Source organism: Leifsonia sp. NPDC080035 (assembly GCF_040050925.1).
In the GTDB taxonomy this organism is placed as follows: Bacteria; Actinomycetota; Actinomycetes; order Actinomycetales; family Microbacteriaceae; genus Leifsonia.
Genome location: NZ_CP157390.1, coordinates 1,107,444 through 1,131,070 on the forward strand (window position 1 = coordinate 1,107,444; position 23,627 = coordinate 1,131,070).

Sequence of the window (23,627 nt, forward strand, 5' to 3'; positions counted from 1 at the left end):
AGCCGCGGCCCTCTCCGGCCTACGTTCGCGGAACACGCAAACGACGAGAGGAAGAACGACAATGGCAGCAGTCACCGAGTCCGTCGACGTGGCGGTCCCCGTCTCGACCGCCTACAACCAGTGGACGCAGTTCGAATCGTTCCCGCACTTCCTGGATGAGGTCGAGGAGATCCGCCAGGTCGACGCCACCACCAACCACTGGCGCGTCAAGATCGGCGGAGTCCAGCGCGAGTTCGACACGGTGATCACCGAGCAGCACCCGGACGAGCGGGTCGCGTGGAAGAGCGTGGCGGGCGACGTCGAGCACGCGGGCGTCGTCACGTTCCACCGGCTCTCCGACGCCGAGACCCGCGTCACCGTGCAGCTCGACTGGGCGGCGACCGACGCGATCGAGAAGGTCGGCGCCGCGATCGGCATGGATGACCACGCCGTCAAGAAGGACCTCGCCAACTTCAAGGAGTTCATCGAGTCGCAGGGCTCCGAGACCGGTGCCTGGCGCGGCGACGTCGCACCGGGCAGCCCGTCATGACCGACGACTCCGACCACCTCCGCGACGCCGATCAGACGGCCAAGGACCGCTCCTACAGCCCGTCAAGCGATCGTGAGACGGCCGCCCGGCAGGACGACACCGTGGGCAACCGCGTGCCGCCCGGCACGGGCGGTCCGGACGACTCCGGAGACCCCCCGCCCGTCGATGAAGGCCTCGACCCCTCCGTCATCGCCGAACGCGGACACCGGGGTCCCGGAGCCGGTCCGGAAGGGTCGGCTACGGACGACCGGTGAAGTCGTCCATCGACCCGTAGACGCCGAACACCCGGCCCGCGAGTGCATCCCACGCGCGGGTCGGGAGGACGCCCTTGAGTGTCTTGGCGAGCCCGACCGACCACGGCAGCATCAGCATCGGCTTGCCGGCGAGCATCGCCCGCCACACCCTGTCGACCACGTACTCCGGCGTCAGGACGGGCGTCAGCAGCGGCCCACGCGCCCCCTCGAACATGCCGGTGTCGATGTAGCTGGGCGCGACGGTCGTCACCTTCACGTGGCCGAAGGCCTCCTGCTCGAGTTCGATGCGCAGGCTGTCGCTCCAGCCGATCACCGCCCACTTGCTCGCGGCGTACACGCTCATCCTCGGATTCGCCACGGTGCCCGCCGCCGAGGCGATGTTGACGATGCGGGCCTCACGCACGCTCGAGAGCATCCCGGGCAGGAATTCCCGCGTGGTGTACATCGGAGCCAACGCGTTCACCTGCATGGTGGCGCGGGTGTCCTCGCCGTTGTCGTGCTCCCAGAAGAACTTGCCGCGCACGATGCCGGCGTTGTTGATGAGGACGTCGATCCCGTCCAGCTCCTTGCGCACGGCTTGAGCGGTCTGCGCGATCGCGCCCAGCTCACCGAGGTCGATGACGTAGGGATGCACGCTCGTCGCAGCGCGTCCCGCCGCCGAACTCGGTGACCGGGGCGGCGCGCCCCAGGCCGCGGCGGTCCGCCCGGCGAGGATCTCCGTGCGCAGCCGATCGGTCAAGCGGGTGAGCGCCGCCTCGTCCCTGTCCCACAGCACGACGGCGCGGGCGCCCTCGCGCACCGCGCGCTCCGCGTAGAGCCGGCCCATGCCGGACGCGGCTCCGGTGATCAGGACCCGGGCGCCTCGAACCGTTCTCGCCATGTCTCCATCATCGCGCACCCGCACGCCGGGGGACGGCCCGGTAACGCGACCTGATCTCCGGTTCCAGGTGCTCGGTCGCGTAGCTCAGCATCGTGCGCGGCATCTCGGCGGCGTGCCGGTCGAGGAAGCCGAGCAGCACCGAGCGGTCGACGCGCTTGCCGACCTCCCGCAGCATCCAGCCGACGGCCTTGTGCATCAGGTCCTCGCGATCGCCGAGAAGCCGCTCCGCGAGGGCGAGGGTCGTGGACGCGTCGCCCCTCTTGATGAAGGCGAACGTGGAGAGGACCGCGACCCTGCGCTCCCACAGCACTGGGCCGGCGGCGAGCTCGTAGAGGAGGTCCCGCGGCCGGTCGACGAGGAACTCGCCGAGCACGTACTCGGCGGAGGAGTCCACGAGATCCCAGTTGTTCACCCGGCCGCGGCGCACGGCATCCACGTAGAAAGCGGCAAGCCGTTCGCGCTCCGCGTCGTCGCGCGTCCGCGCCCTGCTCGCGACGGCGAACCGTCCGTTCAGGATGAGGAGGGCGGCGAGCCGGTGCTCGTGCACCTCGCTGTCGAGCAGGGTCCGGAGCTCGGGCTCCGGGAGGGCGGCGAACCGGCGGGCGACCGCCCTGGTCTGCGGGACGCGCACGCCGGCGAAGACGTCCCCCTCGCCGTACTCCCCGGCCCCGGTCTTGAAGAAGCGCTGTAGGAAGGCGGCGTCCTCGGGGTCCGCAACGGCGTCGATGGCCGCCATGACGTCGGCTGCTGTGCTCACGCGAGCACCCTAGCGCGGGGCATCAGCGGCGCCCGCGCCGGCGCGATGCCACGAGCACCGCGCAGATCAGCGCGAGCGTGATGGCGGCGAACGCCGCTTCGACGACGAGGATCATGCGGGCCTCATGCGTGCCTCGCCGCGGACATCGACGCGGGTGCGAGGGCCATGCTCCCCGGGTCGGGAGGTGCGGCGGTCGGGCGAGCGCTTCGGTGCATTCGGGTCTCCAGCTGATGCGGCGGGTTCGGGTGTCTGGCGCACCAGAGAGACGCACCCCGGCCGCAGACTATGACGCGACCGGGGCACAATCGCCCACGACACGACGATTCGCGTCGTGATCTCGGCTTTTCACGCAGGATTTCGCCGAAATGGGCAAGAAAACGTCCGCTCGCCGCGGATAGGCTCGAAACGGGCGCGCGCTGCGCCCATCGTTCCGCCGCGACCCGCGCGGCCGACCCAACGACGGGAGGTTCGTCATGTCTCAGTTCGTCCAGCAGTTCAGCAAGGACGCGATTGTCGGGGAGCCCGAGGTCGTCGAGGACGCCCGCCCCGTTCGCGAGCTGGCGACGCATCCCGCGTGGCTCCGGCTCAAGGAGGCGGCGGTCGCGCTTCAGGGGATACAGGTGAAGGACGGCTCGGTCGAGCAGGAGTCCGACCGCCCCGCGGCCGCGGAGCACACCGGCGCGATCATCGACGCGATCGGCGAGCTCGCCCCGCACTTCCCGCACGACGCGAGCTACCTCGCCGCGCTGCAGCGCGACTTCGCCCGCTGGTCGGACGAAGGTTTCGGCGTCCCCGACTTCCTCGACTCGCTGAACGAGTTCCAGCCGCAGCAGCACCGCGTCGACGGGCTCGGCCACCTGGTCGTGTTCCCGATGTACACGCAGAACGGCAGCACCAACCGCTTCGTCGAGGCGGTGCTGGTGGAGGTCATCTGGCCGGAGTTCATCGGCGCGCTGGAGGCGGGCGACTACGGCAACAAGCTCTTCGTCCCGCTGCGCTTCGTGGACTTCACGCCCGGCTACGACACCAACTCCGCGGTGCTGTTCCCGGAGACCGTCGCGATGCGCGAGATCCCGCAGTTCACCTGGGGCGCCATCTTCCAGGACCGCGAGGCCGCGCGCTACCGCCGCGTCGTCCGCGCGGCCGCGGAGATCACCAAGCTGGAGCTGCCGGAGGACGCGGCCCGCATGCTGGACGACCAGCAGCTCACGGAGGAGACCTTCGTGATGTGGGACCTCATCCACGATCGCAGCCACATGCGCGGCGACCTGCCGTTCGACCCGTTCATGATCAAGCAGCGGATGCCGTTCTTCCTCTACTCGCTGGAGGAGCTGCGCTGCGATCTGACGGCGTTCCGGGAGTCGGTGCGCCAGGAGCGCGAGCTCTCCGCGCTGCCGTCGTCCGAGCTGTCCGCGTCGCAGAAGCAGATCCGCGACCACGCCAAGCTCGTGCAGTACGCGGTGATCTTCGACCGGATCTTCCGGTTCGCGATCACCGGCAGCCGGGTGCGCAACTACGACGGACTCGGCGGCCAGCTGCTGTTCGCGTGGATGCACCAGCACGACGTGCTGCACTGGACGGACACCCAGCTCACCATCGACTGGGAGGCCGTGCCCGACGTCGTCGTGGCGCTCAGCGACCAGATCAACGAGCTGTACTGGCGTTCGATCGACCGGCCGAAGGTCGCGCACTGGCTGGCCGCCTACGAGATGCTGACCAGGACGCTGACGCCGAACCCCGCATCCAATTGGGCCCGCGGGCTCTCGGACGAGGTCCTCGCCGGTGCGCCGAAGGGCTACACCGACCAGGTGCTCGACGACGAGTTCCCGCTCTCGATGTTCTACGAGGCGCTCAACAAGAAGATGGCGGGCGTCATCGAGTCCACGGCCGGGATCACCGGCACGACGGACGCCGCGTGACCGATTCCGCCGCTCGCGGCGCCGACGGCCGGCTCGTGCTGGTCGCCGGCGCCACGAGCGCTTCGGGCGAGGCCGTCTCCCGCGCGCTCGTCGCCGCGGGCGCGACGGTGCTGGCGGTGGGGACGCGCGAGGAGGCACTGGATGCCCTGGCCGCCGCCGTGCCCGGCGTCGACACCCGGGTCTGCGATCTCGCGGACCGCGATGCCGTCGCGGAGCTGGCCATGCGCATCCACCTCAAGTTCGGCCGGATCGACGGCCTCGTGCACCTCGTCGGCGGCTGGCGCGGCGGCGGCGGTCTCGCCGGGCAGAGCGACGAGGACTGGGACTTCCTGGAGCGCGGCTTCCGCACGCTCCGGAACACCACGCGCGTCTTCTACGACGACCTCGTCGCCTCGCCGGCCGGGCGCCTGGCGATCGTCTCGTCCACCGCGGTGGACGCGCCGTACGCCGGCGGTGCCAACTACGCGGCGGCGAAGGCCGCGGCCGACGCCTGGACGCGCGCGGTCGCACAGGGCCTCCGCAAGGACGCCCCGCAGTCCGCCGCGACGATCTTCGTCGTGAAGACCCTTGCCGGCCTGGAGGCGGCCCTCGGCGACGAGGTCGTCCGGCTCTGGGGCCAGGACCCGGAGGCGATCAACGGGCGTCGGGTGCCGCTCACCGTCGAATCTAGGATGGACGGGTGACGCTACAACTCCACGACCTCTCCCTGCGCGGTTTCGCCTCCGACAACTACGCGGGCGTGCATCCCGAGATCCTCGACGCGATCGCCGCCGCCAACCTCGGGCACCAGATCTCCTACGGCGAGGACGTCTACACCGAGCGACTGCACGAGGTCTTCGCCGAGCACTTCGGCGATGGCGTGCAGGTGTTCCCGGTGTTCAACGGCACCGGCGCCAACGTGATCGGCCTGCAGTCGATGGTCCCGCGCTGGGGCGCGGTGATCTGCGCGAAGACGGCGCACATCAACACGGACGAAGCGGGCGCGCCCGAGAAGGTGGGCGGCCTCAAGCTCCTCCCGATCGAGACGCCGGACGGCAAGCTGACGCCGGAGCTCATCGACCGGGAGGCGTGGGGCTGGGGCGACGAGCACCGCGCGCAGCCGCTCGTGGTCTCCATCACCCAGACCACCGAGCTCGGCACGGCGTACACCGTGGACGAGGTCCGCGCGATCGCGGAGCACGTGCACGCACGCGGCATGAAGCTGCACATGGACGGCGCGCGCATCTCGAACGCGGCGGCGACGCTCGGCGTGCCGCTGCGCGCGTTCACCGCGGACGCCGGCGTGGATGTGCTGAGCTTCGGCGGCACCAAGAACGGCATGCTGTTCGGCGAGGCCGTCGTGGTGCTGAACCCGGCCGCCTCGGAGGGGCTGCTCTACCTGCGCAAACTGAACATGCAGCTCGGCTCCAAGATGCGGTTCATCTCCGCGCAGCTGATCGCCCTGCTCTCCGACGACCTGTACCTGCGGTCGGCCGCGCACGCGAACGCGATGGCGACCCGGTTGCGGGAGGCGCTGGAGAAGGGTGTGGCCGACGGCAGCATCCGGGGCGTCGGCTTCAGCCAGGCGACCGAGTCGAACGGCGTCTTCGCGACGCTGCCGGCGGGCGTCGCCGACCGGCTGCGCGAGCAATTCCGGTTCTACGACTGGGACGCCGCTCGCAACGAGGTGCGCTGGATGTGCTCGTTCGACACCACGGAGCAGGACATCGACGACTTCGTCGCCGCGCTCGTCCGCGAGCTAGCGGCCTGACGTCGCCATGACCCCCGTTCTGGGGGTAGGTGGGGTACAAGAATGTCCTCCATTTGACCGACACGTCCGATAGTCTTGGTGAGTCGTCGGGGGAACCCGAATAATCCATCGGCGATAACCCCGAAACGCATGCCGGGCATATGGAAATCCCTAGTATCCATATCGCCCGGCATCGTGGTTTAACCGCGCCGCCAGTACGCGTAGCGGGAGGCCGGGCGGAACCCGAGCGTCTCGTAGAGCGTGCTCGCCGGGCCGTTGTCCGCCAGCACCTGCAGCCACAGCCGCTCCACGCCGCGCGCCGCGGCCTCGGCCGCCAGCGCCGCGGCCAGGGCGCGGGCGTGCCCGCGCCGACGGGCCTCCGGCCGGGTCGCCACGGCGTACAGTCCGCCCCAGTCGTCCACGAGGGCGAGCCGGGCGACGGCGTCCGGGGCGTCGGCGTCGCCGGTCCAGGCGTACAGGGCGGGACCGCCGGCGAGGATGCGCTCCACGATCGCGCGCTCGGGCTCGCCGCCGCGGCCGTCCACACTCCACCAGGTGTCGAGCCAGCCGTCGCTCGGGCTCTCGGCGATGGCGACCGCACCGGCCGCGCCTCCCCCGGACGCCTCGACGTCCCGTGCCGGCGCCGGCGCCGACGCGACCAGGATCGCGGTCTCCGAGTGCTCGCGGTACCCGCGGGACCTCAGCAGCGTCGTCAGCCCCTCCGGGCTCGCCGGGCTCACCTGGAACACGCACGGCAGGCCGCGCCCCGCGTACCAGTCCTCGGCCGCCTCCACCGCCGGAGCGAGCGAGCGCGGCTCCCCGGACGCCAGCACCGAGTTCGCGCGGTTCGTGACGCCGCCGGAGGCCCGGAGCGTCCACCCGTCGAGCGGCTCCCGCTCGAGCGCGGGCCAGCCGCGGTCGGCCAGGCGGTCGAGGAGCGCGGGCGCGACGGTGTCCATCAGCCGAACCTAGCGGATGCCGCGCGGACCGACGCTGCCCAAGCGATCGCGGGCGGCGTACCGTGCGTGGCATGACCGAGACCGCGATGGATCCGCTCCCACCCGCCGAGATCAGCGCGCTGAGCGCCAAGACGATCGCGCACGTCATCCACTACCGCCGGAAGACGTACGTGACCAAGCCGAGTGAGGGCTACGCACTGCTGAAGCGCATCCGCACGCTGCTGCGCGACGGCACCACCGACCTCGTGCCGCTGGTGCATCGCGACGGCTTCGTGTGGCTGGCGGTCGGCCCCGACATCCCGATCGCGATCGACGAGGTGGAGGCGGACGAGGGCCACAGCGAGAAGCACACGCTCAAGCGGCTCGGCCTGGACTGACCGAGCCGCCTGGCGTGACGCGCGCGGGCTATGCTCCCGCGATCTGCAGCAGCTCCCGGGCGGCGGGGCTGAGCGGGACGGGCGGCAGCGCCGGGATGGACCCGGTGTCGGCCGGCCCCGCGTTCGCGGCGAATTCGCGCAGCCACGGCAGCAGGTCCGGTCCGAGGTCGTCGCGGGCGACGGCGAGCTGCACGATCGCCTTCAGGTAGTCCAGCCGGTCACCCGTGTCGTAGCGGCGACCGCGGAAGACGACGCCGTGCACGCCGCCGGTCCACGCGGGTGCCGACGCCAGCCCTTCGAGCGCATCGGTGAGCTGGATCTCGCCGCCCTTGCCGGGAGGCGTCTTCTCCAGGATGTCGAAGATCTCCGGGCGCAGCACGTAGCGGCCGATCACCGCGTAGTTCGACGGTGCGTTCTCCCTGCTCGGCTTCTCGACGAGCCCGGTGATCCGGACGACGTCCTCCTCCTCGGTCTCGACCACCGCGGCGGCGCCGTACAGGTGGATGGACTCCGGCGGCACCTCCATCAGCGCGACGACCGTGGTGTTCAGCGTCTGCTGGACGTGCAGCATCCTGCTGAGCAGCGGGTCGCGCGCGTCGATGATGTCGTCGCCGAGCAGCACCGCGAACGGCTCGCGGCCGACGTGCATCTTGGCGCGCAGCACGGCGTGGCCGAGGCCCTTGGGGTCGCCCTGCCGCACGTAGTGCAGGTCGGCAAGGGAGGTCGAGTAGCTGACCTTGAGGAGGCGGTCGGTGTCGCCCTTCCTGGCGAGCGTGTCCTCCAGCTCGGCGTTCCGGTCGAAGTGGTTCTCGAGCGCGTTCTTGTTGCGCCCGGTCACCATCAGCACGTCGTGCAGGCCGCTGGAGACGGCCTCCTCCACGACGTACTGGATCGCCGGCTTGTCGACGACCGGCAGCATCTCCTTCGGCATGGCCTTGGTCGCGGGCAGGAAGCGGGTGCCGAGCCCCGCAGCGGGGATCACGGCCTTCGTCACATAACTGGTCATCGATGGTCCTCTTTCTGGCGTGGTCGAGCGGGTCGCGGTGGTCAGCGGACGGCGGCGAGCTCGGCCAGGTCGTCGGCCAGCGGGGCACCCTCCGGCACGCGGCCCATGCCGCGCACGGACCAGCCGGCCGCGGTCCAGGCGCCGGCGTCGAGGCAGTTGCGGGCGTCAATCACGGTGCGGCCGCGGACGAGGGAGCGGAGCTCGGCGGGGTCCGCGTTCGTGAACTCGTCCCACTCGGTGAGCACGACCGTGAGGTCGGCGTCCTCGATCGCCTCGTGCAGCGAGTCCGCGTAGCCGAGGGTCGGGAACAGCCGCTGCGCGGTCGCTCGGGCCTCCGGGTCGTAGACGACCACCTGTGCGCCGCGCAGGTGCAGGGCCGCGGCGACGTTCAGCGCCGGGGAGTCGCGCACGTCGTCGGTGTGCGGTTTGAAGGCCGCGCCGAGCACGCCGATCCTGCGGTTCAGGACGGAGCCGCCGAGCGCCTGCAGCGCCAGGTCGATGACCCGCTGGCGACGGCCCATGTTGATCTCGTCCACCTGCTGCAGCAGTCCGACGGCGCTGTGCGCGCCCAGCTCGTTGGAGCGGTGCATCAGCGCGCGGATGTCCTTCGGGAGGCAGCCGCCGCCGAAGCCGAGGCCCGCGTTCAAGAAGCGCCGGCCGATCCGCGCGTCGTGCCCGAGAGCGTCCGCGAGCAGCGAGACATCCGCTCCTGCGACATCGCACAGCTCGGCGATGGCGTTGATGAACGAGATCTTCGTTGCGAGGAACGCGTTGGCGCTCACCTTCACCAGCTCCGCGGTGGGCAGGTCGGCGACGATCACCGGCGAACCGTCCGCGATCGGCTTCGCGTACACGCGGCGCAGCAGCGCCTCGGCACGGGCGGACGCGCCGCCGAAGACGAGGCGGTCAGGCGAGAGGGTGTCCTCGACGGCCTTGCCCTCGCGCAGGAACTCCGGGTTCCAGACGAGTTCGGCCTGCACGCCGGCCGGGGCCGCGTCCGCGACGATCGCCCGCAGCCGGGCGCCGGTCCCGACCGGCACCGTCGACTTGCCGACGATGAGCGCGTCGTGGGTGAGGTTCTCCGCGATCCCGCGCGCCGCCGCCTCCACATAGGAGAGGTTCGCCGCGAACGAGCCGGACTGCTGCGGCGTCCCGACGCAGATGAAGTGGACGTCGGAGACGGCGACCGCCTCGGCGATGTCGGTGGTGAACGTGAGCCGGCCTGCGGCGACGTTCGAACGGATCAGCTCGGGCAGGCCGGGCTCGAAGAACGGCGCGCGGCCCTCCTTCAGCTCCTCGACCTTGCGCGGGTCGGTGTCGACGCCGATCACGTCGAAGCCGAGCTCTGCCATCGCTGCGGCGTGGGTAGCGCCCAGGTAACCGGTGCCGATCACGCTGATGCGGGGAGCCGGCTGGTCCTTCTGGGCCTTCTTGGTGGTGGTCATGTCCGGTCCTTTCGTGTGCGGCCTGGTCAGCCGGCCGGGGTGAGGGTGAAGTCGTCCTCCGGCCTGGTGAGGCCGGTGATGAACGCCGAGAGGGTGTCGGCGCGGGAATCGATGCGCCAGTCGTTGGTGGCGCGGACGCCTTCGACGTAACTGGTGACGGCGAGGTTGAACCAGGAGAAGCCGATGATGTCGGAGTTCTCGGGTTTCGCGAGGCTGTCGAAGAAGGAGGTGATCCAGGTGGCCTTGTGGCCTCCGGTCTCCGACGCTCCGACCTCCGCGAGGATGATCGGTTTCGCGGTCATCGCCCTCAACTCCTTCAGACTCGCGGAGAACGTGTAGTCGAAGCTGAAGTCGTTGTCGGACTTGTACGGCGGCCGCATGTAGCCGGAGAGGCCGACCCAGTCGACGTAGTCGTCGCCGGGGTAGAGACCGGCCAGGTAGCCGTCCGCCTTGTGGGTGGCGGGCAGGTTGTTGACGATGTTCGGCGCCCACACCCAGATCACCAGCTTGTTCGCGCCCTCCTGCTGGAACACGTCGTGCACGTGGCGCCACATCTTCACGTAATCGCCGACGTTGTTGCCGTTGATGGATTTGCCCTGACCGTCGGTCTCCGACCACGGGTACCAGATACCGTTCATCTCGTGGTCGAGGCGGATGGCGAGGGGCAGCCCGGTGGCGACCACATCCTTCGCGTACTGGTGCAGGTAGGCGTCGAACTTCCCGTTGATGATGTTCGGCAGCGAGTACTCCGGCGCGACGTTGGAGTCGTTGCCCGCGTCGATCGGACGGGACTCCCAGGTCATCATCGGCAGGCGGCCCTGCTGCCAGGCGCGGGTGACCGCGTTGGCGCGGAAACTCTCGTCCCAGCCGCTGAAGTAGCCGACGAGGTTGGGCGAGACGCCGACCTTCGCGCTGGTGGCGTCGAAGGTCGCCCAATTGAAGGGCGCCTGCTCGGTGTACATCCCGTAGTAGCGGCTGGACGGCTGCACCAGCGAGGCGCGCGACGGCGCCGTGATCGGTGCGGCGCCGCCGGAACCGCTGCCGCCTGAACCGCTGCCGCCCGAACCGCCTGAGCCGCCCTGGCCGGACGCTGACGCCCCGTCGGCGCCGGAGCCGTGACTGCCCGATCCCGCGCCGGCCTTCGCGGACGCGAGCTGAGCCTTCACCGAGGCGAGCTCGCTCTGCGCCGCGGAGGCCTTCTGCTGCGCGGTGGCGAGCTGCTTCGCCGCGGTCGCCTGGGCGGCGAGCGCCTCCTTCTGCATCGCCGTCATCTTGCCCTTCTGCGAGGCGACGGTCTGGGTCGCCCGCTCGAGGTTGCGGCGGAGCTCGGCGTTCTGCTCGGCGAACGGCGACACGGCCTCGGCCGCCTGGGTGACGGCCTTTCGGAGCGGGGCGCCGGTGGGCGAGACCCAGACGTAGGCCGAGATGCCGATGAGCACGGTCGCGAGCACGAGGAAGGCGGCGGTGGTCGCCTGCGAGCGTGACTTGGACTGCGACCACCAGGTCGCGGCTTTGCTGCTGAGAGTGGGGCTAGACAAGGAACAGAGCCTCCAGGGTCAGGATCGCGATTCCGATCAGGTAGGGGATGGCGGCCAGCGGGTTGAGCCGCCGGCGGGTCTTCGTGGTCTTCTTTGCCGGGGCGGCAGCCGCTGCCGTCTTGGCGGCGGTGCGCGCCTCCGCTCGGGTGAGCGTCGCGGTCGCGGTCGCCGCGGCCAGCGCGGTGCCGGTGGTGACGCCGCCGACCTCGTCGGCGATCGCCGGCCGCGCGGACGACGGGCCGGGATCGGGCTGGTCGGCGCTGCCGAGCGCGGCGATCTCGTCGTCGGAGCTGATCTCCCCCGGTCCGCCCGCGTACGCTCCGGCTCGGGTTCCCCAGCCGCTGGCGTGCGCCATCCGGAAGAACCCGATAAGCCGGATCGGCATCAGGAAGAACGTGGAGACGATGATGAACACCGGCAGCCGGAAGAAGTCGCTCGGCTTCTCGGAGAGGTGCCGGATCTGCCGGATGGACATGCTGATCACCGACGAGGCGACCATCAGCGCGACCACCGCGAGGATGCCGCCCTGCACCCCGTAGGACTGCAGGAAGCCCTCGTAGAAGTTGTAGCCCTGGCCGGTGATCGACCGCCACACCCAGCCGCCGAGCACACCGGCGAGCAGGAACGGCAGGATGATGTCCATCACGAAGAAGAACGCGAGCACCGGAGCGTGCCCCAGCATCCACGGCAGCATGCGCATCGTGTTGTACTGGCTTCCGCGCGCCCAGCGCAGCTGCTGCTTGAACAGCTTCTTCACCTTCAGCGGGGCGTCCGTGTAGACCAGGCTCGTGTGCTGGTACACCGTGCGGTAGCCCTCCTTGAGCGTGAGGTTCGTGAGCGTCCGGTCGTCGGAGACCTCCAGGAACACGCCGAGGAAGCGCTCCGTCATGAACTTGTCCATGACCCGCATCAGGATCGAGCGGCGGAAGGCGATGGTGCGGCCGGGCAGGCAGCCGATCTGCCCGACGACGCTCTGAGCCGGCATCGAGTAGAGGGCCCGCGAGTTCTCCAGCCAGTCCGCCCAGCGGGTGATCCAGCTGCGCGTCGGCTCCAGGATGCGCTGCTTGGTGGTGACCCCGCCGACGCGCTGGTCGGCGAACGGCTTGACCAGCTCGCTCAGGGTGTTCTGCGTCCAGACCGTGTCCGAGTCGACGAGCACGGTGATCTCGCCGGTGGACATCCTGGTCCCGATCATCACGGCGTTGCGCTTGCCGGGAATGGGCGTGTGCACCCAGCGCACGAGCGGGGCGAACTCCTCGCACACCTCGGCGAGCTCGGGGTTCGGGGCGCCGTTGATCACGACGATGATCTCGCCCGGCTTCTGCTCGACCATGCGGCCGAGCACGTCGCGGAAGAGGTCGAGCGGCTCGTCGACCACGGGGACGACGACGCTCGTCGTGCCGTGGAACTCGTCGGTGTACGGGCGGTAGCGGCGGGACATCAGGACCTTCACGATCCAGATGACCCAGATCAGGGCGGAGTAGATCGCGAAGAGGTAGAACTCCGGGTGCCCGCCGAGCATGTGCCGGAGCTGCAACAGGAAAATGAACACGGACGGGACCTCTCAGTGGTGGGGAAGGAGGGGCGGCATCCGCAACGCTGGGGATCTGGTCTGGTTCGGGTGGACCCAGTTCTACGCGACCGGATTCGTGCCCCGCAAGAGGGGGTGGAACGGGTTGGACATCGGGCCCGGAACCTGCTTCCTGTACCCGTGTCCGCCGACATGCGGACACGATGCGAGAACCCTCATGAGAGGTCTCGAAGTCCTGGTGGCGCGGCGATTCGTGGGAGCGCTCCCCGGGCGTGTCCACGCGGATCGGAGCGCGGTCTTGTACCCCGGGACCGCGCTCGGAGACGGGTCGCGAAGATGACGAAGTTTTACATCGCCGTCACATCGCGTTCACACTCCGGTGACGGAAATCGCGGTGCTGTCGCGCTCCGAGGGGCGGGGCTATGCTGGCGCCGTGAACCAGCAGCTGGATGCGCCACTGCGAGAGGGGACGACATGATCTCCGGCACGATCCGACGCCGTGCGACGGCTGCGCTGGTGGGGGCGGCCGTGCTCGCCCTGCTCACGGGATGCGACCTGTTCGCACCGCAGGACACCAAGGACATCGAGGAGACGAGCGACGGCGTCAGCGGCACCGTCGGTCAGGTGTTCGTCGGCAACGCCGTGCTGCTGACGCTGGAGAGCGGCACCCCGACCAACCTGGTCGCAAGCCTCGTCAACAACGGCGACAAGACCGAGAACGTAGACATCAGCACCTCGGCGGGCAAGGAGTCCGTCTCGCTGGAGCCGTCGCAGGTGGTGCAGATCGGCAGCTCGGACTCGGGCGGCGGCCAGACCGTGCAGTTCGAGGACCTCGGCGCCAAGCCGGGATCGCTGGCGAATGTGACGTTCGACACGGGCACAGAGACGCTCACGCTCCGGGTGCCGGTGCTGGACGGCGCGCTGGAGCAGTACAAGGACCTCGCGCCGTAAGCGGTGGGCCGGTCGGTCAGCTCCCCGGCGTCGGCGCGATCACGAGGCGGGCTATCAGGCCGTCGCGCAGCGTGAAGCGCATCGGGCCCGTGCCGTTGTAGCCGTCCCCGCTCACCCGCAGGTCGGCGACCACCTCGTCGCCGTCCCGATGCCAGTCCAACAGTTCGAAGTGCGAGCGGACGCCGATGTTGTCCGTCCGGTTCCAGGAGGCGACGCCGTCCGCGCCGTGGAAGACGCGTCCCCAGTCGTTCAGTTCCGCGTCCGGCGTGAAGGCGGCGACGAACGCCGCGCTGTCCGCAGCGTTGGTGGCCTGGATGAAGGCGGCGATCGGAGCGGGCAGGTCCTCGGCGGGCATGGCGGCCTTTCTTCGAAGGGGTTCATGTGCAAGGATGCGCGACGCCTCCGGGGATGGCAAGAACGGCCCCCGGTGGGAGCATCGGGCCATGGACGACGATCGCATCACCGAGGTGGACAGCCGGAAGTCCGAGAGTCCGGCGAAGGGCGGCCGGATCTCGCGGCTCCGCGTCGCGTGCATGGTGGGCGCGGGCATCCTCACCGCCGTCGTGGTCGGGTTCACCGGCGGCTGGGTCTTCGCGGCCTCGGCCGGGTGGGCGGTCGCGTGCGCCGTCTACGTCGTCTGGGTCTGGGCCACCATCTCGAGGATGGACGGCCCGGCCACGCGCGCGCACGCCTCGCGGGAGGATCCGTCCAAGACGACGAGCGACACCCTGCTGCTCGTCGCGTCGGTGGCGAGCCTGGTTGCCGTCGCCCTGCTGCTGGGGCAGGCGACGAAGGCCAAACCGCCCGAGAAGGATCTGCTGGCGATCGTCGCCGGCACCTCCGTCGCGCTGTCGTGGTTCTTCATCCACACGCTCTACACGCTGCGCTACGCGGTGCTGTACTACACGAAGCCGGAGCTGGGCGGCATCTCCTTCAACCAGGACGACCCGCCTCGCTACCTCGACTTCGCCTACCTCTCGTTCACGGTGGGGATGACGTTCCAGGTGTCGGACACGGACATCTCCAGCACGACGATCCGCGCGGTCATCCTGCGCCACATGATGCTCTCGTACCTCTTCGGCGCCGTGATCCTGGCGCTGTCGGTGAACATCGTCGCCAGCCTCGCCGCCTGAGCCCGGCTCGGACGCCGCCTGGTCGCGACCTGCGAGGGCGTTGAAGCAGCGGCCGGGGAGTGGGAACGTTCGTGGGGAGACGTGGGAGGTCCGAGGAGGTCCGATGGGAAAGCGCAAGAAGCTCGAGAAGGCGGCCGAGAAGGCGTACGCACGCGCGGAGAAGGCGATCGAGGCGGCGGTGGAGGCGGCGGCCGCCGTCGACAAGGACGCCAGGAAGCGCGCGAAGAAGCTGCGGAAGCGGCTGGCCGAGCAGGTGCCGGCGGCGGGCGGGCCCGCGCGCCGTCCGGACGGCGCCGATCACACCGCCGACTCCACCGAGCCGGACGCGCCGATCGACCTGACGCCGCCGCTCCCGACGGTCACCGACGACGACGCGGACACCGCGGCGGAGTTCGCCGGGTCGGCCGCGACCTCGGCGCCGCACGATCCCGAGCTCGACCGGATGACCGTCCAGGCCCTCCGCGACGCGGCGCGCGCCCGCGGCATCCTCAACGTCTCGCGCCTGACCAAGGGCCAGCTCATCGAGCGCCTGAGCGACTAGCGACTAGCGGACCGCGACGGCGGGAATGCTCCCCGGCGAGCATGTGTTTGTATGGATATAGCCGGGCAATGGGGCCTCGAGGCGCCTTTTCCATCCACTCTCGAGGAGTTCCACTCATGTCGCTCACCGACACCGCCACCCGTGCCGCCGAGACCTCCGTCCCGCTGCTGCCCGCGCTCGCCGAGCGCTGGAGTCCGCGAGCGTTCGACGCCAGCGCCACCATCGACGAGGACAAGCTGACCGCCGCCCTGGAGGCCGCGCGCTGGTCGCCGTCCGCCGCGAACACGCAGCCCTGGCGGTTCATCGTCGCGCGCCGCGGCAGCGAGGCGTTCGACACGATCGTCGGTTCCCTGATGGGCTTCAACACCGCGTGGGCCGGCGCCGCGAGCGTTCTGATCGTCGCCGTGGCCGAGGTCGTCGACGCCGAGGGCAACGAGCGCCGCTGGGCGACCTACGACCTGGGCCAGGCCATGGCGCACCTCAGCGTCCAGGCGCACCACGACGGCCTCCACGTCCACCAGATGGGCGGCTTCGACCCCGAAGCGCTGCGCGCGGCGTTCGGAATCGAGGGCCGCTTCACGCCGGTTTCGGTGACCGCTCTCGGCACCCTGGGCGACGTCGACGCCCTCCCGGAGGCGCTGCGCGAGCGCGAGCTCGCCCCGCGCACCCGCCGCCCGCTCCCCGAGGTGCTGCTCGTCAACGAGTGACGCGACCCGCGCCCGTCGGACACGAAGACGCCCTCATCCCGCGTGGATGAGGGCGTTCTTCGCGGCTACGGGCGGACCAGCGTCTTGATCGCGCGGCGCTCGTCCATCGCGGCGTACGCCTCGGCGATGTCGGCGAGCGGCAGTTCCAGGTCGAAGACCTTGCCGGGCTCGATCGCGCCCGACCAGACGTCCTGCAGCAGCTCCTCGACGTAGTTGCGAACCGGGGCGACGCCGCCGTTCACGCCGATGTTGCTCTGGAAGAGCGGGCGCACCGGCAGCTCCGGACCGCCGTTCGGGACGCCGACGTAGCCGACCATGCCGCCGGGCCGGGCCGACCGGATCGCCTGGTCCATCGACTCCTTCGTCCCGACGGCCTCGAGCACGCAGTCCGCGCCGATCCCGTCGAAGAGCTCCTTCACGGCCGCGACGCCGGCATCCCCGCGCTCGGCGATGATGTCCGTCGCGCCGAACCGGCGCGCGAGCTCCTGCCGCGGTTCGTGCCGCGACATCGCGACGATCCGGGATGCGCCGAGCCGCGCCGAGGCGAGCACCGCGCACAGGCCCACCGCGCCGTCGCCCACGACGACGACCGTGCTGCCCTCGCGCACCCCGGCCGAGACGGCAGCGTGGTGGCCGGTTCCCATCACATCCGCGAGCGTCAGCAGGCTCGGGATGAGCTCCTCGCGCGGGTACTCCGGCGTCGCCACCAGGGAGCCGTCGGCATGCGGAACGCGCACCCGCTCGCCCTGGCCGCCGTCGGCGAACCCGCCCATGCGGTCGGCGGCGCCCCACCAGCCGCCGTGCAGGCACGACGTGCTGACGCCGTTGCGGCAGTTGACGCAGGTCATGTCGCAGTCGTAGAACGGCGCGATCACGAAGTCGCCAGGGGCGATGGTGCGCACGTCAGCGCCCACCTGCTCCACGACGCCGACGAACTCGTGGCCGATCCGGCGCGGCTTCTCGGTGGGCGTGACGCCCCGGTACGGCCAGAGGTCCGAGCCGCAGACGCAGGCGGCGACGACGCGCACGATGGCGTCGCCCCCGGTGGAGAGGACGGGGTCGGGGACCTCCTCGAGACGGACGTCGCGTTCCCCGTGGATGATGGTGGCAAGCATGCTCCGAGACTACGCCCGGCGCACGCGCCTCCTCACCACGACGGCGACGCCCGCGGCCAGGAGCAGCACGGCCAGGAGGGCGATGCCGCCGACGTCGCTCCCGGTGCCGGCGAGGCCGCCGCCCGCGCCCGCCGGGGCTGCAGGCTCGCCCGCACCGCCACCCGAGCCGCCCGGGCCACCAGAGCCGCCACCGGTCCCGCCCGGCAGCAGCACCGCCGACCGGAGCACCCGCTCCGAGCCGTCCGGCGCCGTGCCGATCGCGAGCAGCGTGTGCGCTCCCGTGTAGCCGGCCGGGATGACGATCGTCGCCGTCGCGACCCCGTTCACGTCCGCATCCACCTGGGCGACGACGACGGGGGTCGAGTAGATGCCGAACGTCACCGGGGAGTCGGCGGCGAAGCCGGAGGCGGTCACGGTCAGCGACTGGCCGGGGACCGCGGTGCTCGGCACGCCGCCGAGCGGTCCGTCCGCGACGATCGGGACGGCGGGCAGCGGCCGGACAGGGGCGTTCGAGACCTCGAGCGTCAGCGTCTGGCTCCCGGCGCCGGCCGTCAGCGTCAGCGGGACGGAGCCCTCCGCATCCAGCGTCGTGCCTGTGATGGTCGCGGTACCGTCGCCGTTGTCCGTGAAGACCAGACCCGCCGGAAGCGTCCCCGCGACGCCGATCGCCGTGACCGCGGGATACGCGTGGCCCGTCGCGATCGCGAAGTCCACCTCGACGCCGCGCGTCACCTCCAGGCGCGATGCGCTGGTGAAGGTCGCGGCCTCGTCGACCGTGAGCACGAACGCCTGCGTCGCCGCCGGGGAGCCGGCGCTCGCGCTGGTCACCGTGAGGGCATAGACCCCTCCCGTCCCTGCGTCCGGCGTGCCCGTGAGCACGCCGCTGCCGTCGCCGCGGTCGACGAAGCGCACGCCGCTCGGCAGCGCTCCCGACACCGCCAGGGTGCGGAGCGCCGGATACCCGGGCGCGGTCGTGATCGTGAACGAGCCGGATGCGCCGACCGTGAACGTCGTCGCGGCGGCGCTCGTGATCGCCGGCTGCTCCGGAACGGTCAGCACGAAGTCCTGCGTCGCGTCGGGCAGCGCACCGTTGGCCGCGGTGATCGCGATCGGGTACGCCCCGCCGGAGCCCGCGGGCGGCGTTCCGGCGATCGTCGCCGTGCCGTCGCCATTGTCCGTGAAGCCCAGCCAGGAGGGGAGCGTCGTGCCCGTCCGCAGGGCGGGGACCGGCGATCCGGTCGTCGTCACCGTGAACGTGCCGGCGGAACCGATAGCGAACGAGGCTCCCGCCGCGCTCGTGATGCCCGGCGTCAGGGTGACCGTCAGGGTCGCCTCGGTGGATGCGCTGCCCGCCGTGCTCGTGAACGTCGCGCGGTAGCGGTTCCCGTTCTGCGCCAACGCGGCGCGGAAGCTCAGGGTCGGGGCGGTCTCGCCCGTGAGCTCGCGCCAGCTGCTGCCTCCGTCCTCGGAGACGAACCACTGGACGCCGGGGGCGGGGAAGCCGCTCGCCGCGGCGGTGAACGTCGCCGTCGCGCCGTCGCCGACGGTCTGGTTCGACGCGGCGAGCGTGATCGCCGGCGGCTCGGCGACGACGATGGTCAGCGGCGCCGCCGTCGACCCGGCGGCGCTGGTTGCGCCGACGGTGATCGGGAACGACCCGCCCGGCCCCGTCGGCGTTCCGGCGATGCTCGCCGTTCCGTCGCCATTGTCGGTGAAGGCGAGCCCTGCCGGGAGCGTCCCGGTCCGGGTGAGGACCGGTACGGGGTAGGCGTGCGCGGTGGTCACGGTGAAGGAGACGGCGTCGCCGACGCGGGCGGCGGTCTCGGCGCTGCTCGTGACCCGCGGAGCCTCGAGGACGCTGATGGTGAGCGACTGCGTCGCGGGAGCGCCGACGCCGTTGGTCGCCGAGAGCGTGATCGTGGTGATCCCGCCCGTCCCCGGCGCGGGCGTCCCGGCGATCGTGGCCGAGCCGTTCCCGGCGTCGGTGAACGTGAGACCGGTGGGCAGCGGACCGCTCAGCGCGATCGGCGACGGCGTCGGGCGACCGGTCGTGGTGATCGTGAACGCGCCCGCGCTGCCGACGCGGAACTGCGCGCTGGGAGGGCTCGAGAACGCGGCGGTCTGGTTGAGCGAATACGGGATGGTGGCGACCACGCGGCCCGCGGAGTTGGTCGCGGCCACCGCCAGGGCGTAGTCCCCGGCCGGACCGGTCGGGGTGCCGGTGAGCGTCGCGGTGCCGTCGTGGTTGTCGGTCAGGCTCAGCCCCGCGGGCGCCGCGGTGTCAAGGGCGAGCGCGGGAGTCGGGTAGCCGCTCGCCGAGATCACGGACGACTGGGGCCGGCCGACCACACCGGTCAGCGGCGTCGAGGCGATCGCCGGCGGGGCGTACACCCCGATCGCGACTGCGGCGCTGGCGCCGGCGCCGGCGAGCGCCGCGGTCACGGTGCCGGTCCCCGGGCTCGCCGAGGTGAACGTGGTGGATGCGGTGCCCGCGGCGAGCGCGGACGTGCCCGGCGAGACGGTCGCACCGGCGATCCCGTTCGCGGTCCAGGCGACGTCGGTCCCTGCGAAGGCGCCGAGCTTCGTCGCGGGGACGGCCGCGCCTGCGGAGTCGACGAGGAGGCTCGCGGTCACGGTCGTGCTCGTGGCGGGCTGGACGAGCGGATTCGCGGCCGCGGTCGCGGTCAGGGTGAGGTACGGCGACGTGGTGGCCGGCCCCGAGACGGCGTCGCAGCCGCTCGCGCCCGGCGCTCCCCCGCATCCCCACCAGTTCTCGGTGGCCGCAGCCTGCCCGCCGAGCAGGGCGAGGGCCACGCCGTTGTCGCCGGCGAACCGGTTGTACTGGGCGGTCAGCGCGCCTCCGCTCACCGCGATGGCCGAACCGTCCGCCGTGGCGTTGCGGTTCCCGCCGAAGGTCGAGCCGGTCAGGGTGAGCTTCCCGCTCTCCAGCAGGATTGCCGAGCCGCGGAAGCGGCCCGTGCCCGCGTTGACGGTGTTGCCGGTGAAGGTGCTGTCCGTGATCGTGAACGTGACGCCGCTGGCGGCGGTGTCGGCGACGTCGACGGCGGCGCCACCGGTGAGCCCGGTGGCCGTCGCGCTGTTGCCGGTGAACGTGCTGCCGTCGATGCGGAGGCCCTGACCGGTCGACTGCACGGACTGGTAGGCGATCGCGCCGCCGGAACTGGTGCCCGCGTCGTTGCCGGTGAAGGTGCTGTTCGTCACCGTGAGCGAGCCACCGGCGAACTGCACGGCGCCTCCGGGGGCGGCCGTGGAACCGCCGGAGGTGTTCGCGCGGTTGCCGCTGAAGGTCGAGTTCCGGATGACCAGCGCGTCTGCGGGTGCGCTCGGGTCCGGCGAGCCGCCGAGCACCGCGCCGCCGCCGTAGACATCGTCGACGCCCCCCGAAACGGTGAGGCCGTCCAATGTCACGGCGACGCCGCCGATCATCGCCGGGTCGAGCAGGAACACCTGGTGCTCGCCGTCCCCGGTGATCGTCGACGAGCTCGTTCCCTGGATGGTGATGTCCGCGCCCGGCTGCGTGCCGACCGGCAGCGTCCCGCCCGTGAGGGCGTAGGAGCCGGAAGGCACGTCGACGACCTGTGCACCGCCGCGGTTGTTCGCGACGCAGATCGCGCTGCGCAAGGTGACGGGCGAGGAGAGGGTGAGGATGCCGGGCGACGTGCACGCTCCGGTCGCATCCCCGTCCGCCGTGGTCCCGACCGTGATCGTCGCGTCCGCCGCCTGGGCGGGCGCCGCGGTGCCGAGCAGGGCGGCGAGGACGGAGACGACGACCGCCGCGGCGGTCAGCCCGAGGCGGCGTGGAGCGGAAGACGGCATGGAGGTCTGCTCCTCGCGGGGAGCGCGCGGGGGCGCGCGTGAATCGGGTGGGGGTGCCGGCGCGGTCGGGCGATGGCTGTCATGATGCTATCGGCGCGCGGCACCGGCGCGTTGTCCCCTTTCTGTGGGCCAGAGCGGCACTCGCCGGATGCCCTAAGCTCGCATCCAGGCTCCGCGCGACCCCCGACCTGGCGCGGAGCATCCAGGAAGGACAGCCCGTGCCCGAGGTGTCGCGCCGCGTCGTGATGACATCCGCGCTGGGCGGCATCGGTGTCGCGGTCGCCGCCTCGCTGCCCGCCGCCCCCGCGATCGCACGCGCCGTGCTGCCGGCGAACGGGGCCGAGTCCGGTGCCGACGCCGCGCCGGTCCGCTCGCTGTTCTCGCCGCACGTCGGCCGGACGTTCCGCGCCGTCGACGGCGACCGCGACCTGACGCTCACCCTCGACGCCGTTCAGGACCTGGCCCCCGACGGCGCGCCCGGCGACGAGAATCGCTTCGTCCTGCTGTTCTCCGCCCGCGGGAGCACCGCCGCGGACGGCATCTACCGGCTCACCCGCTCGGGTGTGCCCGGGGTCGCGCTCTTCCTCAACCCGATCGGCCCGCGGGGCACGACGCGCACGATGCAGGCCATCGTGAACCGGACGGCGTGATGGCGCTGCGCACGGTCGAGCTGCGTCCGGCGACCGACGCCGACGCCGCGTTCCTCGAACGGGTCTTCCTCGACGTGCGGCGGGACGAGTTCCCAGGCGTCCCCGAGTCGGAGCTCGCGCCCATCCTCGCGCTGCAGCTGCGTGCGCACACCGCCGAGCTGACCGCACGTCACCCGCGCGCCGAGACCTCGATCATCCTGGACGGCGGCGAGCCGGTGGGGACGGTGACCGTCGACCGCGACGGCTCCCGGATGCACCTGGTCGACATCGCCGTGCTCGCCGAGCACCGCGGCCGCGGCGTCGCCTCCACCGTCCTCTCCGGGCTCATCGACGACGGGGAGCACATCACGCTGTCGGTGTGGGCGCTGAATGCCGGCGCCCGGCGCCTCTACGAGCGGCTCGGCTTCGCCGTCGTCGCCGAGCAGTTCGGCTACGTCCTGATGGCGACGGGGGTCGACGGATGACCGCGTACGACCGCTGGGCCGCTGTCGCGGGCACGGACTTCGACGCCGCGACCGCGGACGGCGAGCGGCACCGCATCCGGCTGGCCGAGGTGAGCGAGGCGCAGCGCACGAGCGGCTGGCTGAGCTTCACGCTGCGGTTCGACGCGCCGGCGCAGGCACCCGCCGAGCAGCAGACCTACGAGCTGACCGGGGCCGGTATCGCCGAGCCGGTCTTCCTCGTGCCCGTCGGCCGCACCGCCGACGGTCTGAGCCTGGAGGCCGTCTTCACCGTGCCGGACGAGGAGGAGTCATGAGCGATCCGTACATCGGGGAGATCCGGATGTTCGCGGGCACCTTCGAGCCCCAAGGCTGGATGTTCTGCCAGGGCCAGACCCTCTCCGTCGCGGCGTACCCGGCGCTGTTCAGCCTGCTCGGCACGTACTACGGCGGTGACGGCGTCACGACGTTCGCCCTCCCCGACCTCCGCGGCCGCTTCCCGGTCGGCACCGGGCAGGGCGGCGGTCGGTCCAGCTACCAGCTGGGGCAGTATGGCGGGGCGCAGAGCGTGACGGTCATCGCCCCGCAGATCCCCTCCCACAGCCACAGCGTCGCTGCGGCCGACTCCCCCACCACGACGAGCGCCGCGGGGGCCTTCCCGGCGGGCTGGGCCGACGCGCCCTACAGCTCGACCGCGCCGTCGACGGCGCTCGCACCGGTGCAGCTCGCGCAGAGCGGGGGCACGCTGCCGCACGAGAACCGGCAGCCCTACCTGGCGATGAACTTCATCATCTGCATCGACGGCATCTTCCCCAGCCGAGAGGACGCCTGATGGGCACACCGTTCCTGGGGGAGATCCGCGTGGTCGCCTTCGCGTACGCCCCGCGGGGCTGGGCGTTCTGCGCAGGACAGCTGCTGCCGATCAGCCAGAACCAGGCGCTGTTCGCCCTGCTCGGCACCACCTACGGCGGCGACGGGGTCACCACCTTCCAGCTGCCCGATCTGCGCGGCAGGGTGCCCGTCCACACGGGGAACGGACACACCCTCGGCGAGGTCGGCGGCGAGGAGGCGCACACGCTCACCGTGGCGGAGCTGCCGCGGCACAACCACGGGATGTCGGTCGCCGCGTCCGCCACCGTCATGACGCCGAGCGGGGCGGCTGTGCTCGCGCAGCCGGGCAAGGCGGCCTACGCCCCCGCCGCGTCGACAACGCTCTCGCCCCTGACGGTCGCCCCGACCGGCGGCGGGCTGCCGCACGAGAACATGGCGCCGTACCTGGCGCTCACCTACGTCATCGCCCTGCAGGGCGTCTTCCCGTCCCGGAACTGA

General features: G+C 71.5%; 25 protein-coding genes. 15 read left to right on the plus strand and 10 right to left on the minus strand.

Annotated elements, in window-relative coordinates; all coding sequences use genetic code 11:
- Positions 1–61: 61 nt before the first annotated feature.
- Positions 62–529, plus strand: a complete 468-nt coding sequence (locus tag AAME72_RS05345; protein ID WP_348789204.1) for an SRPBCC family protein — start codon at positions 62–64, stop codon at positions 527–529.
- Complete coding sequence (locus AAME72_RS05350) at positions 526–783, plus strand: hypothetical protein (RefSeq protein ID WP_348789205.1); 258 nt, start codon at positions 526–528, stop codon at positions 781–783. Before AAME72_RS05345 ends, AAME72_RS05350 begins: the two co-directional genes overlap by 4 nt.
- Here AAME72_RS05350 and AAME72_RS05355 read toward each other — a convergent pair.
- Both AAME72_RS05355 and AAME72_RS05360 read right to left on the minus strand, forming a co-directional pair.
- Positions 767–1,663: an SDR family NAD(P)-dependent oxidoreductase gene (locus AAME72_RS05355; protein WP_348789206.1), complete on the minus strand. Its 897-nt coding sequence runs from the start codon at positions 1,661–1,663 to the stop codon at positions 767–769. The two genes, AAME72_RS05350 and AAME72_RS05355, sit on opposite strands and share 17 nt — an antisense overlap.
- Positions 1,664–1,670: 7 nt before the next feature.
- Positions 1,671–2,420, minus strand: coding sequence for a DNA alkylation repair protein (locus AAME72_RS05360; protein ID WP_348789207.1), 750 nt, complete (start codon positions 2,418–2,420; stop codon positions 1,671–1,673).
- 473 nt (positions 2,421–2,893) lie between these two features.
- Between AAME72_RS05360 and AAME72_RS05365 the strand changes: the two genes are divergently transcribed.
- Genes AAME72_RS05365 through AAME72_RS05375 form a run of 3 tightly spaced genes read left to right on the plus strand, consistent with a single transcriptional unit; the run spans position 2,894 to position 6,089 of the window.
- Positions 2,894–4,339: a DUF6421 family protein gene (locus AAME72_RS05365; RefSeq protein ID WP_348789208.1), complete on the plus strand. Its 1,446-nt coding sequence runs from the start codon at positions 2,894–2,896 to the stop codon at positions 4,337–4,339.
- On the plus strand, positions 4,336–5,022 hold the full coding sequence (locus AAME72_RS05370) for an SDR family oxidoreductase (protein WP_348789209.1): 687 nt from the start codon (positions 4,336–4,338) through the stop codon (positions 5,020–5,022). The genes AAME72_RS05365 and AAME72_RS05370 overlap by 4 nt, the downstream gene beginning before the upstream one ends.
- Positions 5,019–6,089, plus strand: coding sequence for a low specificity L-threonine aldolase (locus AAME72_RS05375; RefSeq protein WP_348789210.1), 1,071 nt, complete (start codon positions 5,019–5,021; stop codon positions 6,087–6,089). Before AAME72_RS05370 ends, AAME72_RS05375 begins: the two co-directional genes overlap by 4 nt.
- Positions 6,090–6,268: 179 nt before the next feature.
- Here the strand turns inward: AAME72_RS05375 and AAME72_RS05380 are convergent, their stop codons facing one another.
- Positions 6,269–7,027, minus strand: a complete 759-nt coding sequence (locus AAME72_RS05380; RefSeq protein WP_348789211.1) for a GNAT family N-acetyltransferase — start codon at positions 7,025–7,027, stop codon at positions 6,269–6,271.
- A gap of 71 nt (positions 7,028–7,098) precedes the next feature.
- On the opposite strand from AAME72_RS05380, the gene AAME72_RS05385 reads away from it, so the two are divergent.
- Positions 7,099–7,404 carry a hypothetical protein gene (locus AAME72_RS05385; RefSeq protein ID WP_348789212.1) on the plus strand — a complete coding sequence of 102 codons (306 nt, stop codon included), beginning with the start codon at positions 7,099–7,101 and terminating at the stop codon, positions 7,402–7,404.
- Between the two features lie 28 nt (positions 7,405–7,432).
- Here AAME72_RS05385 and galU read toward each other — a convergent pair whose 3' ends face one another.
- From galU to AAME72_RS05405, 4 genes are read right to left on the minus strand one after another with little or no spacing between them, the layout of a single operon-like run.
- Complete coding sequence (gene galU / locus AAME72_RS05390; RefSeq protein ID WP_348789213.1) at positions 7,433–8,410, minus strand: UTP--glucose-1-phosphate uridylyltransferase GalU; 978 nt, start codon at positions 8,408–8,410, stop codon at positions 7,433–7,435.
- Positions 8,411–8,451: 41 nt separating this feature from the next.
- Positions 8,452–9,855 carry a UDP-glucose/GDP-mannose dehydrogenase family protein gene (locus AAME72_RS05395; protein WP_348789214.1) on the minus strand — a complete coding sequence of 468 codons (1,404 nt, stop codon included), beginning with the start codon at positions 9,853–9,855 and terminating at the stop codon, positions 8,452–8,454.
- Between the two features lie 26 nt (positions 9,856–9,881).
- Positions 9,882–11,393, minus strand: a complete 1,512-nt coding sequence (locus AAME72_RS05400; RefSeq protein ID WP_348789215.1) for a glycosyl hydrolase — start codon at positions 11,391–11,393, stop codon at positions 9,882–9,884.
- Positions 11,386–12,945 carry a glycosyltransferase family 2 protein gene (locus AAME72_RS05405; protein WP_348789216.1) on the minus strand — a complete coding sequence of 520 codons (1,560 nt, stop codon included), beginning with the start codon at positions 12,943–12,945 and terminating at the stop codon, positions 11,386–11,388. Before AAME72_RS05405 ends, AAME72_RS05400 begins: the two co-directional genes overlap by 8 nt.
- Positions 12,946–13,398: 453 nt before the next feature.
- On the opposite strand from AAME72_RS05405, the gene AAME72_RS05410 reads away from it, so the two are divergent.
- Positions 13,399–13,875 carry a hypothetical protein gene (locus AAME72_RS05410; protein ID WP_348789217.1) on the plus strand — a complete coding sequence of 159 codons (477 nt, stop codon included), beginning with the start codon at positions 13,399–13,401 and terminating at the stop codon, positions 13,873–13,875.
- Positions 13,876–13,891: 16 nt separating this feature from the next.
- Here the strand turns inward: AAME72_RS05410 and AAME72_RS05415 are convergent, their stop codons facing one another.
- Positions 13,892–14,230 (minus strand): nuclear transport factor 2 family protein, encoded by a 339-nt coding sequence (locus tag AAME72_RS05415; protein WP_348789218.1) that lies wholly within the window; start codon positions 14,228–14,230, stop codon positions 13,892–13,894.
- 88 nt (positions 14,231–14,318) lie between these two features.
- On the opposite strand from AAME72_RS05415, the gene AAME72_RS05420 reads away from it, so the two are divergent.
- The 3 genes from AAME72_RS05420 (at position 14,319) to AAME72_RS05430 (ending at position 16,256) form a co-directional block, all read left to right on the plus strand.
- The gene (locus AAME72_RS05420) at positions 14,319–15,008 is read left to right on the plus strand and encodes a DUF1345 domain-containing protein (RefSeq protein WP_348789219.1); all 690 of its coding nucleotides are present in this window, start codon (positions 14,319–14,321) and stop codon (positions 15,006–15,008) included.
- 103 nt (positions 15,009–15,111) lie between these two features.
- Complete coding sequence (locus AAME72_RS05425) at positions 15,112–15,549, plus strand: Rho termination factor N-terminal domain-containing protein (protein WP_348789220.1); 438 nt, start codon at positions 15,112–15,114, stop codon at positions 15,547–15,549.
- A gap of 116 nt (positions 15,550–15,665) precedes the next feature.
- Positions 15,666–16,256: a nitroreductase family protein gene (locus AAME72_RS05430; RefSeq protein WP_348789221.1), complete on the plus strand. Its 591-nt coding sequence runs from the start codon at positions 15,666–15,668 to the stop codon at positions 16,254–16,256.
- A 65-nt stretch (positions 16,257–16,321) separates the two neighbouring features.
- On the opposite strand, the gene AAME72_RS05435 is transcribed toward AAME72_RS05430, so the two are convergent.
- Both AAME72_RS05435 and AAME72_RS05440 read right to left on the minus strand, forming a co-directional pair.
- A complete protein-coding gene (locus AAME72_RS05435; protein ID WP_348789222.1) occupies positions 16,322–17,371 on the minus strand; it encodes a zinc-dependent alcohol dehydrogenase family protein in 1,050 nt (349 codons plus the stop codon).
- Between the two features lie 9 nt (positions 17,372–17,380).
- A complete protein-coding gene (locus tag AAME72_RS05440; RefSeq protein WP_348789223.1) occupies positions 17,381–21,208 on the minus strand; it encodes a putative Ig domain-containing protein in 3,828 nt (1,275 codons plus the stop codon).
- 218 nt (positions 21,209–21,426) lie between these two features.
- Between AAME72_RS05440 and AAME72_RS05445 the strand changes: the two genes are divergently transcribed.
- The 5 genes from AAME72_RS05445 to AAME72_RS05465 are packed head-to-tail and all read left to right on the plus strand — an operon-like array spanning position 21,427 to position 23,627.
- Entirely contained in the window at positions 21,427–21,858 is a 432-nt protein-coding gene (locus tag AAME72_RS05445; protein ID WP_348789224.1) for a hypothetical protein, read from the plus strand.
- Positions 21,858–22,322: a GNAT family N-acetyltransferase gene (locus AAME72_RS05450; RefSeq protein ID WP_348789225.1), complete on the plus strand. Its 465-nt coding sequence runs from the start codon at positions 21,858–21,860 to the stop codon at positions 22,320–22,322. The genes AAME72_RS05445 and AAME72_RS05450 overlap by 1 nt, the downstream gene beginning before the upstream one ends.
- On the plus strand, positions 22,319–22,615 hold the full coding sequence (locus AAME72_RS05455) for a hypothetical protein (protein WP_348789226.1): 297 nt from the start codon (positions 22,319–22,321) through the stop codon (positions 22,613–22,615). Before AAME72_RS05450 ends, AAME72_RS05455 begins: the two co-directional genes overlap by 4 nt.
- A complete protein-coding gene (locus AAME72_RS05460) occupies positions 22,612–23,130 on the plus strand; it encodes a tail fiber protein (RefSeq protein WP_348789227.1) in 519 nt (172 codons plus the stop codon). The genes AAME72_RS05455 and AAME72_RS05460 overlap by 4 nt, the downstream gene beginning before the upstream one ends.
- Complete coding sequence (locus AAME72_RS05465; RefSeq protein WP_348789228.1) at positions 23,130–23,627, plus strand: tail fiber protein; 498 nt, start codon at positions 23,130–23,132, stop codon at positions 23,625–23,627. Before AAME72_RS05460 ends, AAME72_RS05465 begins: the two co-directional genes overlap by 1 nt.